This is a genomic window from Acidimicrobiales bacterium (assembly GCA_033344915.1).
Lineage (GTDB): Bacteria > Actinomycetota > Acidimicrobiia > Acidimicrobiales > Aldehydirespiratoraceae > JAJRXC01.
Genome location: JAWPML010000001.1, coordinates 2,746,316 through 2,760,266 on the forward strand (window position 1 = coordinate 2,746,316; position 13,951 = coordinate 2,760,266).

The following is a 13,951-nucleotide window of genomic DNA, read 5'->3' on the forward strand; positions in this document are numbered from 1 at the left end:
GCCGACGTGATCCCGCCACCGCGCGCAACCCGCGCCGAGTTCGATCGAGCCGACGAGACCCCGCGCGCGTCCGAACGCGAGTACGGCACCGGCGTCTACCGGCGGCGCATCGTGGTGCGCCTCGACGAGCGGCGGGCGTCGGGCGAGTTGGAGGACGATTTCCATCACTTCCGCGTGGCGATCGAGCACGACGGCCGCGCGGTGACGGCCGTCGACGGATCCGGCGTGCGCTCGCCGTGGACGATGTGTCTGTCGGCCGGCGAACCGTTGCAGGCGGTCGTCGGCCGGCCGCTGGTGGTCGGGCCGCTGGCCCTCGGCGGGCTCGACGCCAAGCAGAACTGCACCCACATGTTCGACCTGGCCGGACTCGTGGTCACCCACGCGGCCCGCGGGGTGGACGGCGACCGCCAGTACGACATGGCGATCGACGACCCCGATCCCGACACAGCCGAACGTCATGCCCGCCTGTGGCGCGACGGCACGCTCGTGCTCGACTGGCACCTCCGCGACCGCGAGGTGCTGGCGCCGGACGAATGGCGGGAGGCACCACTGTGGTCGGGGTTCATCCCGTGGGCGGACACCCACCTCGAAGCCGAGGTGGCCGAGGCGGCCGTCGCCCTGCGCCGAGCGTGCGACATCAGCCGGGGTCGCCTCGGTGACCTGGACGAGATGGAAACGGCCGAGCCGTTGCTCGAGATGATGTCCGGCATCTGTCACGCGTTCCAACCGGCCCATGCGCCGCTCGCGATCCGGCGGAAGGGTTCGGGTCGCGACTTCACGGACCGCCCCGAGCTGCTGCTCGCCGACTTCGACGCCCGCAACGGATGACGCCCCAGCGGTTGCTCGCCGACGGCCGGCGGCCCGTCGTGCTCGCGCTGATGGCGACGATCGGCATCGCGTCGTACAACAACCTCTCGGTGGCCGCGGCCCTGCCCGACATCGGTGACGACCTCGGCGACATCTCGCTGCTGCCCTTCGTCATCACGGTCGAGCTGCTGACCTCCGCCGTCGCCGTCCTCGCGGCGGGGCCGATCGTCGACGGTCTCGGCGCCCGTCGCACGTTCCGCGCCGCCACGGTCGGGTTCGTCGCGACGTCGATCCTCGTGGCCGCGGCGCCGACGATGCCGATGCTCGTCGCCGGCCGCGCCATCCAGGGCGTCTTCGCCGGCGCGATCATGACCGTCGGCGTCGCCACCATCGGTCTGGCGATCCCCGAGGCGTTGCGGCCGCGGGCCTTCGCCCTCACGTCCGCGATCTGGGGCGTCATGGGCGTGGCCGGCCCGGCCATCGCCGCGATCCTCGTCTCCACCGTTGGTTGGCGGGGCATCTTCCTCGTCAACGTGCCCGTGACGGCCGTCGCGGCCATCGCCGGCTGGCACCGGATCCCCGACCGCCACGCGGACGCCACCCGACAGCGATTCGACGGCCGCGGCATCGCCCTCATCGCCGCGATCACGACGGCCGCGCTCGCGCTGGCGTCGTATCAGCCCGTGGTGATCGCCGTCGCCCTCGTCGTGATCGTCGTGACCGTGCCGCTCTATGTCCGCCGGAGCCGCCGCACGGCCCACCCGGTCGTGCGCATCCCCCACCTGCTCGACGCCCGCTACCGCACCGTTCACCTCACGTCGATGGCCGTCCTCGCCGGCGGCGTCGGGGCCAACTCCCTCCTCCCGCTCTACCTCCGCACCGTGCGCGGCCAGAGCAACTCGGCCGCCGCCTTCAGCGTGTTGTTCCTGACGATCGGCTGGTCGACCAGCGCGTGGATCTCCAGCCGGCTGCAGGACCGGTTCGCCGCGGAGTGGGTGTCGCTGCTCGGCGCGGTCATCGCGTCGCCCGCCGCCATCGCCACCGCGCTCATGATCCATCTCGAGGCGCCGCTCGGGCTGATCTACGCCGTCTTCTTCTGGCTCGGCGCCGGGGTCGGCATGGTCACCTCGACCGGCGCGGCACTCCTCCAGTCACGCACCCGCGAGGACGAGATGGGGCGGCTGACCGGCGCCCACCAGTTCCTACGCACCCTCGCCATCACCTTCGGGATCGCGATCGTCGGCGCGGTCACGCTCGCGGTCGTCGACGCTCGGGTCGGCGACGTCGAGGTGGTGCGGGACCTGCTCTCCGATGACGACGTCATCGTCAGCCGGGAGATCCTCGAGTCCATCGGCGACGGCTTCGCCATCGCCATCGCCGCGATGGCCGTGCTGGTCGCCACGTCGCTGCTCAGCGCGGTTCACCTCGTGCGCCATCGGGGCCAGGGGGTAGCCTCCGCCCCGTGAAGGCGCTCCGCTTCAGCCGCAAGGAAGGCCGCTACGCCGCGGCGATGGTCGCGTCGCGATTCCGACCCGGCGCGGGTGCATCCGTCGGGCCGCTCGATCTCGTCGACGACGATCCGCCGGACCTGCCTGACGAGGGCTGGCACCGCGTGTGGCCCCGGCTCACCGGCATCTGCGGGAGTGATCTGTCGACCATCGACGGTCATGCCTCGCGCTACTTCGAGGACTTCGTGTCCTTTCCGTTCGTTCCCGGCCACGAGATCGTCGGCGACATGGCCGGTGGACGCCGGGTCGTCATCGAGCCGGTGCTCGGTCACGCCGCCCGCGGTTTCCCGCTCCCCTTCGAGGGCGCAGCCCCGGCCGACGGCAACGACTACCGCCATCTCACGTGCGGCCATCTCGAGCCGGGCATCCAGACCGGATTCTGCGAGAGCACGGGCGGCGGTTGGTCCACGGAGTTCGTGGCCCACGAGAGCCAGCTCCACGACGTGCCCGAGTGGATGAGCGACGAGCTCGCCGTCACCCTCGAACCCGTCGCCGGCGGCATCCACGCCGCACTGCGCGCCGCGGTGAGCGATGGCGACACCGTGGCCGTCATCGGTGCCGGCCCGATGGGCCTCGTCACGGTGGCGGCGCTGCGCCACTTCACCGACCCCGGCTCGATCATGATCGGCGCCAAGTACCCGGTGCAGCGGTCGCTGGCGGAGGAGTTCGGCGCGGACGTCGTCACCGCGCCCGGCGAGTTGGACCGGGCCGTGCGCCGGGCGACCAACTCGTTCATGATCGGCACCCGCCTGTCCGGCGGGGCCGACATCGTGATCGATGCCGTCGGCTCCGAGGAGTCGATCGCCCAGGCGATCGGCCTGTGTCGGCCCCGGGGCCGCGTCGTCATGCTCGGCATGCCCGGCGTGGTGAACGTCGACCTCACGGCGCTCTGGCACCGCGAGACCGAGCTGGTCGGCACCTACACGTACGGCACGGAGACCACGAAGGACGGCCGCACCGCGACGAGCTTCGAGCTGGCGTTCGAGCTGGCGGGCAAGGTGCCGTTCGACAAGATGCTCTCCGCGACCTATCCGCTGGACCGCTATCGCGAGGCGTTGGAACACGCGGCGAGCGCCGGTCCGCGGGGCGGCGTGAAGATCGCCTTCGACCTGCGGGACGAGAAGCGGCGAGGCCTCCCGGAGGAGTAGTGGCGCGGGGAAGTGGACGTGAGGTCGTGTCCGCGGCCCGCACCCGCCAGAATGGTCCGATGCCCGACACCGACTCCGCACCGAAGCTCGACGACGAGACCACCGCTGCGCTGACCCTGTACAACGAGTACGTCGACGCCGATCGCGAGCGCAACCAGCGCGAGAAGCGGATCAAGAAGGCCGAGCGGGCGAAGGACGAGGCCGCCGCGGTCGTCAAGAAGGTGTCCGAGCGCGGATCGGCCGAGGAGAAGGCCGAAGCCGAGGCGGCCTACCGGGAAGCCGCGGACGCGTGGAAGCGGCTGCGCGACGGCGAGGAACCCGAGAAGGCACCCAAGGGTGAAGAAGCCCCGGCCGAGGAACCCCCCGCCGACGAGCCGGACGAGGTCGACGAGGGCGCCCCGACCGAGGAAGCCGCGGCCGAGGCTCCTGCCAACGAGGACGCTGCCGCCGAGGCACCCGCCGCCGAAGAAGAGTGAGCGCGGCGCCGGTGGTCAGCGACACCGACCGGCACCGCTACGCGACCGATGGCGTCGTCGCCCTGCGGGGCGTGCTGCCGATCGCGCTCGTCGAGTCGATGGCTGCGCCGGTCGAACGGGCGCTCGCCGATCCTGACACGACGACCGACATGACCGAGCTCGGCGCCGCGCTGGGCGGCACGACGCCGACGGCCGGGCAGGGGCGATTCCGCAGCGGGGTGGACCACTGGCGCCACGACGCCGAGATGCTCGCCTTCGCCACCGACTCCGCGCTCCCGGCCGCCATCGCGTCCCTGCTCGAGACGCCGACGCTGCACCTTTACGAGGACTCCGTCCTCGCGAAGGAACCGGGCACGCTCGAGCCGACGGTGTTCCATCAGGACCATCCGTACTTCTCGGTCGACGGTGAGCAGGTGTGCACCACCTGGATCCCGCTCGATGTCGTCACGCGCGACACCGGCGGCATGGGCTACGTGCGGGGCAGCCATCTCGACGAGCGGGACTGGCGACCGAACCTGTTCGTCACCCGTGATGCCATTCCGGGAGCCGCCGGCGAGGACGTGCCGGACTTCCACACCGATCCTGGCGACGCCGACATCGTGTGGATCGACGCCGAGCCCGGCGACGTGATCGTGCACCACGCCCGCACCCTCCACGGCGCGGGGCCGAACCGATCGACGACCCTGCGTCGACGCGCGATCTCGATCCGCTACTGCGGCGCCGGTGTGACGTTTCGGCGGCGGGCGCTCACCCCGAAGCCGCACCACGAGCCCATGAAGGACGGCGACCCGCTGGGCCCACCCGCATTCCCGCGAGCCTGGCCCTAGCGACGTCAGCAGTCGTCCGGCACCAGCGACTGCGCTTCCGCCGCCGCCTGGGCGATGTCGAACCCGTCCGGCATCGGCATCGCACCCCCACTGCCCGCGGCCTCGATGGCCGTCGCGCCGTCGAGGTGCCACGTCCGGCGCGTCCACGCGAGCTCATCGTCGACCAGCCGCACGACCGCCTGCACGAACTCCTCGGTGCCATCACCGTCGACATCACCGCAGCCCGACGCTCCCCAATCACCCTCCAACGGGCCCGTTCCCTCGTAGCCGTCGCGCAACGTCAGCACGCCGCCGTCGGCCGTGTGCACGAAGACCAGGCGATCGTCCTGCCACACCATCGGATCGCTGTAGGCGGCGCCCACCGAAGTACCACCGGTCCACACGACCGGGGTGTCGGCGGGGCCCTCGCCGACGCCGAAGACCTCCCCCATCCCACCGACCAGCACCTCGTCGGTGATGCCGGACGCGAGGCACACCGCCACCGCCGGCCCACCGAACTCGAACCCGCGGAGGACCTCCGCTCCGTTCGCGTCACGCTGGCGGGCGAGATCGTCGATCCCGTCGCGGTCGAGGTCGATCGGGAGGGCCTCCGACGAGAAGCGGGAGCCGGTCTCGCAGATCGCGGCCGGCGGGCGGATGCGGAGGACATCGACGACCGCGTCGCCGCACGAGAAGGTGCCCGGCACGGCGTCGTCGTCCACCCCTGAGATAAGCTCCACGAGTTCGCGGGCACCGTCGCCGTCGAGATCGAGACAGCTCACGCCGGTGCTGGGGCCGAGCCACACACCGCTCAGGCCTTCGGTCTCCGCCGTGAGGCCATCGCCGGCAGTGTCGATCCGATAGAGCTGCGTGCTCACGATCCCGGGTGCGTCCTCGTGGGCCGCCGCACCGAGGAAGACGTCGTCCACCCCGTCGGGCTCCACGTCGACGACGGCCACGTACCAGACCGCGTATTCGAGCTCGAGGGATCGCGCCCGTTCGTTCCCACAGATCCAGAGGGCCTGGCCGCCCTCGCGTTCGGCGAGCAGCAGGTCCTCGTGTTCGCCGTCGCCGTCGACGTCGGCCCGACCGACCGCCGCGACGGCGGGACAGCCGGTCTCCGGCGCCGCTTCGACCGTGGTCGTGGTCACCGCGGTCGTCGACGGGGCCGACGTCACGGTCGAGGTGGTCGTCGAGTCGACCGGATCCCCGGCGGACGGATCGTCGCCGGAGTCGGCGCAGGCCGCCGCCAGGAGGGCGACGGAGAGAAGCAGCACCGCCGGTCGCACGGCCCCGACACTACCGGCGGCCCGCACCCCGGGAATGACACCCGGCCCACCCGTTGCGGGTGGGCCGGATCGATCACTCCGGCGACTGGTCGCTGATCTCCCAGCTGAGGCCGCCGTCGTCGTTGCCCCAGGCCTCCACGATCCAGAGCGAGCCATCACCCTCGAAGTCGATCTTGGCGACCTCGGCGGGGTTGCCCTGGTTGTAGTCCCAGAAGCCGTAGCCCTCGGCGAGCTCCCACTCCTTGACGTAGACGAGGCCGTCGCTCCAGAGCTTGAACTTCACGGCACCCACCTCGGGCACCTCGACCCACTGGTAGACCGGCTCGAAGGGCGGCTCCTCGTCCCAGAAGTGGAGCTCGACCTCACCGAAGTCGTTGATGAGCGCCTTGCCGTACCAGATCCATTCACCGTTGGTGAAGCCGACGTAGACCTTCCAGCCCTCACCCTTGATGATGTCGTAGTCGTAGCCCTCGTTCGGGGAGACGTTGCCGACCCAGAGCGTCTCGCCTTCGCGCTCGACGATGAAGCTGCCCCGGCCGTCGACGACCACCTCGAAGCGGTCGACGACGGGATCCGGCTCCTCGTACTTGACGGTCGTGGTCGTCGTGGTGGTCGTGGTGGTCGTCGTCGGGATCACGAGGTCGTTGACGTCGACCTGGATCTCGTCGCGCACACCCTCGTAGATCTCGATGATCTTGATGACGTCGCCCTTCGTGATCACGATGCGGATGCCGTCGTCGGTCACGTCGATCGAGTGGATCTCCCAGCCGGCCACGAGGTCCGTGTGGAGCAGTTCGAAGCCGCCTTCGTCGACGGCGACCTCGGCCTCTCCGAGAGGACCGAGGCTCAGCACCTTCGTCCGCTCCTCGGCGACGGGCTCGTCGCCGGCATCGCCGTCGTCGTTGCCGTCACCGTCGTCTCCGTCGGCCTCGTCGGCCTCCGGGGCGTCCTGGACGTCGCCGTCGGCATCGCCGATGTCCGGCAGCTCGACGTCCGGCGCGTCGGCCTCGTCGCCGCCGTCGTGGGCGGTCTCGGTCGCGGGCTGGTCCCCCCCGTCGGCGGCCATCGCGACCGCGCCGAGGCCGAGGACCGGCACCATCGCCAGGCAGGCGATCATGCGACGAACGTGACCGACTCGGGCGGCCTTCATGCGGGGCCGGAGGCCCTCGAGGATCTCATCGGTGTGGGGGTTCATCGCGCTGCTTCCTTGCGGCCGGAGACCGCCGGTTCCTGACGGCCGAGCTTTTCGGCCATGCGTGGCTTGAGGGATCGACGGGCTCGGCTCAGATGGAAACGGAACGCGCCGGGCGAGATGCCCATGCGGTTCGCGGCTTCCTCGGTGCTGAACCCGTCGCCGTAGTAGAGATCGACAGCTCTCCGCTGCTGCGGGGGCAGGAGATCGAGGGCGTCGTCGAGTCCGTCGACGCTCGCGATGTCGGCGACGGCCGGGACCGTCATGGGCTCGGACACGAGCTTCGGCAACGCGTTCTCCCGGGTCGTCCGCTGGCGGTGCTGATCGCGCACGACGTTGACCGCCACGCGCCGCACCCATGCGGCCGGTTCCCGGTAGTGCCCGACCCGCCACCACCGCGCATAGGCCCGGACGTACGCCTCCTGGGCGGCGTCGTGGGCATCGTCGGTTCGGGTGCCGTCGAGCTCCAGGCCCCGGACCGTCTGGTCATAGGAGTCCCGGAAGAAGTCGTCGAAGTGTCGGGCCATGCCCTACCTCTCTGCCTGCTGTTGCTGCCGTGCATCGCCGACGCCTCCCACGCATCTCACGTGCGAGCCATCGGTTTTGTTTGGCCACGCACAGAAATTTCCTGAACGCCCGCCTCCATCGGCGCCAGGTCAGGAAAACCAACGAGAAAGTACAGGGGGTCAGACCCCCGTACTTTCTCAGTGGGGGTGCATGCCGCCGTCGGCGACGAGGACCTGGCCGGTCACGTAGGACGCACCGCGGCCGGCGAGGAACAGGGCGGGGCCGACCATCTCGTCGGGCTGGGCCGGACGGCCGAGCAGGGTGCCGGCTCCCATCGCCTCCGGGGCCCCTTCACCGAGGTTCCGGGTCATGTCGGTGTCGACGGGCCCGGGTGCCAGGGCGTTCACCCGAATCCCCTTGCCCGCGAGCTCGCCGGCGAACGAGCGGGTCACCGAGAGCAACGCCGCCTTCATCGCCGCGTACATCGAGACGCCGCGGGCGAACTGGAACGCGCCGACACTGATCACGTTGACCACCGAAGCGTGTTCGGCGGCCTCCAGGTGGGGCACGGCCGCCTGGATCAGCAGGGCCGGTCCCCGCAGGTTCACCTCGAAGGACTTCTGCCAGGTCGCATCGGTCTGCTCGCCGATCGGCGCGGCGAGGGCGTTCGCCGCGTTGTTGATCACGATGTCGACACCACCGAACCGCTCGACCGTTGCCGCCACCAGCCGCTCGGCGCCATCGGCGTCACCCATGTTGAGCGCGATCCCCAGCGCCTGCGCACCCATCGACTCCAGGTGGGCCTGCGTCTCGGCGCAGGCGTCGGCCTTGCGGCTCGCGACGACGACATCGGCGCCGCCGGCGGCCAGCCCCTCCGCGACCGCCCGACCGATGCCACGGGTGCCGCCCGTGACGATGGCGGTCTGCCCGGTGAAGTCGTGAAAAGTCGAGAGCTGATCAGCGTCCATGGGCGGCGACGCTAGCCGGTTGCCCCGGCGAGCTCGACGGCGTGCTCGTAGAGACGTCGGTCGTACTCGGTGTCCGCGTTGATCTGCTCGATCAGCGCGGGCGGGACCGCACTCGCGGGGTCACCGACGTTGGCGTGCGGCACCGCGCGCAACTCGAGGCCCGTCCGTGCGGCGACCCGTTGCACCACCGCAGGCAGATCCGACGTGACACCGACGCAGTCGTAGCGAGCCAGCGTGGCCTTGGCGGCGTCGAGCTCCGCGGGGCCGACCGTCATCGGCCGGGAGATGCCCGTCCGCCAGAACTTCGAGAGGTCAGCGGCGAGCTGGGCGCGCCCGGACTCGTCCATCGCCTCGACGTCGACGGCCCCCGCCGCCGCAAGCTCCCGAGCTTCGGTGTCCGCGAAGAGCTGCGTCTGGTAGTTCGTGAGCCGGCTCCGCCATCCCTCGTCGGCGTAGATCTCCTCGATGTCGTCGGGCGTGTCCGGCGCGTGGCGCACCTGTCGGAGGTGGGAGATCGTGCGAGCCACCGGCTCGCGCAGGACCGTGAGCTTGAACGCATCCGGGGCGACCGCGAATGCGACCCACGCCGGTTGGTGAACGCTGATCAATCGCAGGGCGGCGCGCTCGTCCGCGCCGAGCTCCCGCAGAACGTGGCTGAACGTCTTCGACGCCACCATCGTCTGTTCCCCTTCGTCCCTCGGGAACACCTCCGTCGCCGTGAAACACGACTGCAGCACCCGCCCGATCGACGTTCCGCCGGTCTTCATCACGTGGGTGTAGAAGATCTGGCGGGTCATCCGAGCAGTGTGGCACAGGCCTCAATCGGCCAGAAGTCCGAACAGCAGCTCGAAGAAGTGCTCGCTCGGATAGTGGCTCACGATGTCGATGTTCGGCTCCGCATCCGTGATTCCGAGCTGATCGACGTCCATCACGCCGCGCTGGGGTCCGTCGCCGACCATCACATCGACCCAGAGCCGACGCATCTCGGAGCGGCTGGGATCGATGGCGTGCGCCATCGCGATCGGGTCGGGAAGGTCGTCGCCCTCCAGCCCGTTCGACATGGCGAACTCCCGGACGACGCGGGCGATCTTGACCGCGAAGTCACCCATCGGCGTGCCGAGCGCCTTCATCGCCTCGTGACGCTCGGCGGTGACGACCGCCGACGCGATCGAGATGTCCCACCCGACCAGCTCGAGCGGCAGACCGGAGCGCGCGACGATCTGCGCCGCCTCGGGGTCGGCCCAGAAGTTGTACTCCGCCATCGCCGAGACGTTGCCCGGCCCGTTCACGCCGGTGCCGCCCATGACGACGACGCGGTCGACGGCGTCCACGATCTCGGGTGCACGCATGACCGCGAGGGCGACGTTGGTGAGGGGGCCGAGGGTCACGAGCGTGATCTCACCCGGCGCACCGAGGATGGTGTCGACGAGGACGTCGCATCCCCGCCCCTCCGCCGGCGTGCGACCGGACAACGGCAGGCCACAGTCACCCATCCCGTCGGCGCCGTGCACATACTGCGCGGTCTCCAACGTGCGCATCATCGGCCGCTGGGCGCCTGCGTGGACGGGCACGTCGGCACCGCAGAACTCGACCGTGTAGAGCGCGTTCTGCACGGCCTGGTCCAGCCCGACGTTGCCGCAGGACACGGTGATGGCTTCGACCTGCACATCCGGATGACGCAATGCCATCACCAGCGCGACGGCGTCATCGGAGGCGGTGTCGGTATCGATCAGGAAGCGACGCATCGGGCGAGCCTAGGACGCGAGGCCTGTGGGGGTGAGCCCGAGCCGGAGGGCGAGTTCGTCGAGAAGCTCGTCCATCGTCGGCCAGTCCTCGTCGGGGTGACGCCCGAGAAGGTCGACCATGCCGTGGATCCAGGTGTGGACCTGGGCAGCGACGAAGCGGGCGTCGCGCCGATCGCCGTTGGCGTCGAGCATGGCGGCGACCATCACGACGAGATAGTCGAACGCCGACGTGCCGGCCGTGCGGTCCACCCCGAGATCGATCTTGTTGGAGAAGAGCACCCGGTACTTGCCCGGCTGACGCGACGCGAAGTCGATGTAGGCGGTGCCTGCGGCTCGGAACGCGACGAACGGATCGTCGGAGGACGCACCCGCGTCGACGAGCGCCCGCTCGAATTCGTCCCAGCAGTGGACGACGGCGGCTCTCAGCAGCTCCAGATGGTCGTCGAAGTGGCGGTAGACCGCCGTGGGACTGACGCCGGCGCGGGCTGCGATGGCCCGCAGCGACACCACGTCGCCCTCCTCGGCGAGCAGATCGGCCGCCGCGTCGAGCAGGTCGACCCGCAACCGGGCGCCCTTCCCCTTCGGGTTCCGTGGTCGCGGTCGATCGGTCACGGCGATGAGCGTATCCGGTCCGAGAATCATGGGTTGACATCCGTACATGTACAGTTGTTAACTTACGACATGCCCGCTCTCACCGAAACCCCCGGCACCATCGAACCCGAACGCGACTATGTCGTCGTCGTGACCCGTCTCACGGTGCGCAATCCGATCACCGCGCTCGCCTTTCTCCGCACGGTTCCCGCCGTGCGGCGCCAACTCCGAGCCGCCGACGGCGTGATCCACCACGGGCTGCTCGCCTCACTGCTCCGACTGCAGTTCTCGACCTTCGCCGTGTTCGAGAGTCGGCGTCATCTGACCGCGTTCGTCGGCGCCGGCGCGCACCGCGACGTGATGCGGAGGCTGCGGGGCCGGTTCCGACTCGTCGAAGCCCGGACCGGAGTCCGTCGTGGCGACCGGATCCCGAGGGACTGGCCGGCGATCCACTCGCTGTTGACCGAATCGGATCCTGTGGCCGTGTAACCACTCCCCGTGATAGAACGAGGACGTGTTCACGCGGCTCGGCAACTTCGCGGTGCGTCGTCGCGGCGTCGCTCTGACCCTGACGACGATCGTCCTCGTCATCGCCGCGATGCTCGGTCCGGGGGTGATCGACCGGCTCGCGGGGAGCGGCTTCGACGACCCCGACGCCGACTCCGTCGCCGCGCGCGCCGAACTCGACCGGATCTTCGACACCGGCTTCCCGGATCTCGTCTTCCTGATGGAGACCAACGTCGGCACCCCGAACTCCGGGGTCGTCGACCGGGCGGTCATGCGCGACGCCGGGCTCGCGTTCACCGAGGAGATCGCCGCGATCGACGGTACCGACGACGTCGTGTCCTACTGGTCGACCGGCGACCCGGCGCTGCGGTCGATCGACGAGCGGTCGGCCCTGCTCCTCCTGCGGCTTCCCGGTGACGAGAACGACCCCGCGCGCGAGGAGCTGTCGATCCGGCTGGTGGAGGACTACGCCCGGGTCCAACGGGGACCGCTCGCCATTCGGATCGCCGGCCGAGACGCCGTCTTCGAACACATCGGCTCGATCGCCGAGAGTGACCTCACCCGCGCCGAGCTGATCGCGATTCCACTCACCCTCCTCCTGCTGATGGTCGTCTTCCGCACGGTCGTGGCGGCGCTCGTTCCCGCCCTCGTCGGCATCGCCACCCTCCTGGGCGCCCTGCTCGTGCTCTACCTGATCACCGCGTTCACCGACGTCTCGATCTTCGCGATCAATCTCGTGACGACACTCGGACTCGGGCTCGCGATCGACTACTCGCTGCTCGTCGTGAGCCGCTTCCGGGAGGAACGCGCGGCCGGCTACACGGTCGACACCGCGGTCCGACGCACCGTCCGCACGGCAGGTCGCACCGTCGCCTTCAGTGGCCTGACCGTCGCCGTGTCGCTGAGCGCCCTGCTGATCTTCCCGATCTACTTCCTGCGCTCGTTCGCCTATGCCGGCATCGGCGTCGTGGCATTCGCCCTGCTGATGTCGCTCATCGCCGTGCCCGCCGCGCTCAGCCTGCTCGGCGACCGCATCGAGTCGCTCACCGTGCGTCGACGGCCCCGCAAGCGCCACGTCATCTCGATCTGGCGGGAGCGGGCCGACCTCGTGGTCGACCACCCGTGGCGCTACCTCCTCGGCGGCACCGCGATCCTGGTCGCCCTCGCCGCGCCGTTCGCCCTCGTCGAGTGGGGCGAGGCCGACCATCGCACGCTGCCCGCCGACGACGCCATCCGTCGCACCACCGAGCAGATCCTCAACCAGTTCGACTCCTCCGAGGCCAACGCCATCCCGATGCTCGCCCTCGGCAACGTCGACAACGCCGCCGTCACCGCGCACGCGCTCGCGGTGAGTCAGCTTCCCGGCGTGACCCGCGTCGACAGCGCCACCGGGTCGTTCACCGCCGGCGCGGCCGTGGTCCCGGCCGACGACGGCGCGCGGGATCGGTTCCTGCGCGAGAGCGAGGACGCCACCTGGTTCAACATCGTGCCCTCGGTCGACCCGATCAGTGCGGCAGGCGAGCGGCTCGTCACCGACCTGCGCACTCTCGACACGCCGTTCGCGGAGACGTTGGTCGGCGGTGGTGCCGCGTCGTTCGTCGACACCAAGGCTGCGATCCTCGACAACCTCCCACTCGCCGCTGCGCTGCTCTTCGGCTCCACCTACGTCCTGCTCTTCCTGACGTTCGGAAGCCTGCTCGTTCCGCTCAAGGCCATCGTGTTGAACATCCTCAGCCTCGGCGCGACGTTCGGCATGCTCGTGGTCGTGTTCCAGGAGGGTGTGGGCGCCGGCTTCCTCGGCGTGACGGCGGCGGGCACGACGGACCTGAGCACCGTCGTACTGATCTTCGGCATCGCCTTCGGTCTGAGCATGGACTACGAGGTGTTCCTCCTGTCGCGCATCAAGGAGGAGTACGACGCGTCGGGCCACCCGCAGGACTCGGTCGTCGAAGGCATCGACCGCACCGGCCCGATCATCAGCGCAGCCGCGCTGTTGCTCACGGTGACCTTCCTCGCGACGGCCACCTCGAGCCTCGCCTTCGTGAAGATGTTCGGCCTCGGCCTCGCAGTCGCCGTCGTGACCGACGCGTTCCTCGTGCGCATCACCGTCGTGCCCGCGCTGATGACGCTCGCCGGGAAGTGGAACTGGTGGGCGCCGGGGCCGTTGCGTCGCCTCCACGATCGCTGGGGTATCCCGGACAGCGACACCGGCGTCGTCATCGACCTGCGTGACGACGAGGCGATGATCGACCTGACCCGTCCGTCGCCGTCGCGCGTCGATCTCGACCTTCGGGAAACCGAGCCGGAGACCGAGCCGCTGTTCGCGGCGTTCCCCCGCGACGACGACTGACGTCGACGCGACCGCGGGGCGCGGCGTTCCTCATGAGCCGCGGCTTCGTGTTCTAGC

Annotated in this window: 14 protein-coding genes; 7 read left to right on the plus strand and 7 right to left on the minus strand. The window is 70.1% G+C overall.

Annotation, left to right across the window (positions count from 1 at the left end):
* Positions 1-6 precede the first annotated feature (6 nt).
* The 5 genes from R8F63_13230 to R8F63_13250 are packed head-to-tail and all read left to right on the plus strand — an operon-like array spanning position 7 to position 4,766.
* Positions 7-828: a hypothetical protein gene (locus R8F63_13230; protein ID MDW3219568.1), complete on the plus strand. Its 822-nt coding sequence runs from the start codon at positions 7-9 to the stop codon at positions 826-828.
* Positions 825-2,273, plus strand: coding sequence for an MFS transporter (locus R8F63_13235; GenBank protein ID MDW3219569.1), 1,449 nt, complete (start codon positions 825-827; stop codon positions 2,271-2,273). Before R8F63_13230 ends, R8F63_13235 begins: the two co-directional genes overlap by 4 nt.
* Entirely contained in the window at positions 2,270-3,463 is a 1,194-nt protein-coding gene (locus tag R8F63_13240; protein MDW3219570.1) for a zinc-binding dehydrogenase, read from the plus strand. Before R8F63_13235 ends, R8F63_13240 begins: the two co-directional genes overlap by 4 nt.
* 59 nt (positions 3,464-3,522) lie before the next feature.
* Positions 3,523-3,939 (plus strand): hypothetical protein, encoded by a 417-nt coding sequence (locus tag R8F63_13245; GenBank protein ID MDW3219571.1) that lies wholly within the window; start codon positions 3,523-3,525, stop codon positions 3,937-3,939.
* Complete coding sequence (locus R8F63_13250; GenBank protein MDW3219572.1) at positions 3,936-4,766, plus strand: phytanoyl-CoA dioxygenase family protein; 831 nt, start codon at positions 3,936-3,938, stop codon at positions 4,764-4,766. Before R8F63_13245 ends, R8F63_13250 begins: the two co-directional genes overlap by 4 nt.
* A 5-nt stretch (positions 4,767-4,771) precedes the next feature.
* Here the strand turns inward: R8F63_13250 and R8F63_13255 are convergent, their stop codons facing one another.
* The 7 genes from R8F63_13255 to R8F63_13285 all read right to left on the minus strand — a co-directional run bounded on the left by R8F63_13255 (position 4,772) and on the right by R8F63_13285 (position 11,058).
* Positions 4,772-6,034, minus strand: a complete 1,263-nt coding sequence (locus tag R8F63_13255) for a hypothetical protein (GenBank protein ID MDW3219573.1) — start codon at positions 6,032-6,034, stop codon at positions 4,772-4,774.
* A gap of 73 nt (positions 6,035-6,107) precedes the next feature.
* Positions 6,108-7,229 (minus strand): hypothetical protein, encoded by a 1,122-nt coding sequence (locus R8F63_13260; protein MDW3219574.1) that lies wholly within the window; start codon positions 7,227-7,229, stop codon positions 6,108-6,110.
* Positions 7,226-7,753, minus strand: a complete 528-nt coding sequence (locus R8F63_13265; protein MDW3219575.1) for a sigma-70 family RNA polymerase sigma factor — start codon at positions 7,751-7,753, stop codon at positions 7,226-7,228. Before R8F63_13265 ends, R8F63_13260 begins: the two co-directional genes overlap by 4 nt.
* A gap of 177 nt (positions 7,754-7,930) precedes the next feature.
* Positions 7,931-8,701, minus strand: coding sequence for an SDR family NAD(P)-dependent oxidoreductase (locus tag R8F63_13270; GenBank protein ID MDW3219576.1), 771 nt, complete (start codon positions 8,699-8,701; stop codon positions 7,931-7,933).
* 11 nt (positions 8,702-8,712) lie between these two features.
* Positions 8,713-9,498, minus strand: coding sequence for a sulfotransferase family 2 domain-containing protein (locus R8F63_13275; protein MDW3219577.1), 786 nt, complete (start codon positions 9,496-9,498; stop codon positions 8,713-8,715).
* Between the two features lie 21 nt (positions 9,499-9,519).
* Entirely contained in the window at positions 9,520-10,446 is a 927-nt protein-coding gene (locus tag R8F63_13280) for a nucleoside hydrolase (protein ID MDW3219578.1), read from the minus strand.
* A gap of 9 nt (positions 10,447-10,455) precedes the next feature.
* Positions 10,456-11,058: a TetR/AcrR family transcriptional regulator gene (locus tag R8F63_13285; GenBank protein MDW3219579.1), complete on the minus strand. Its 603-nt coding sequence runs from the start codon at positions 11,056-11,058 to the stop codon at positions 10,456-10,458.
* Between the two features lie 69 nt (positions 11,059-11,127).
* Here R8F63_13285 and R8F63_13290 point away from each other — a divergent pair, with 69 nt between their 5' ends.
* Positions 11,128-11,526 carry a hypothetical protein gene (locus R8F63_13290; protein MDW3219580.1) on the plus strand — a complete coding sequence of 133 codons (399 nt, stop codon included), beginning with the start codon at positions 11,128-11,130 and terminating at the stop codon, positions 11,524-11,526.
* Between the two features lie 25 nt (positions 11,527-11,551).
* A complete protein-coding gene (locus tag R8F63_13295) occupies positions 11,552-13,894 on the plus strand; it encodes an MMPL family transporter (GenBank protein MDW3219581.1) in 2,343 nt (780 codons plus the stop codon).
* Positions 13,895-13,951: the final 57 nt, after the last annotated feature.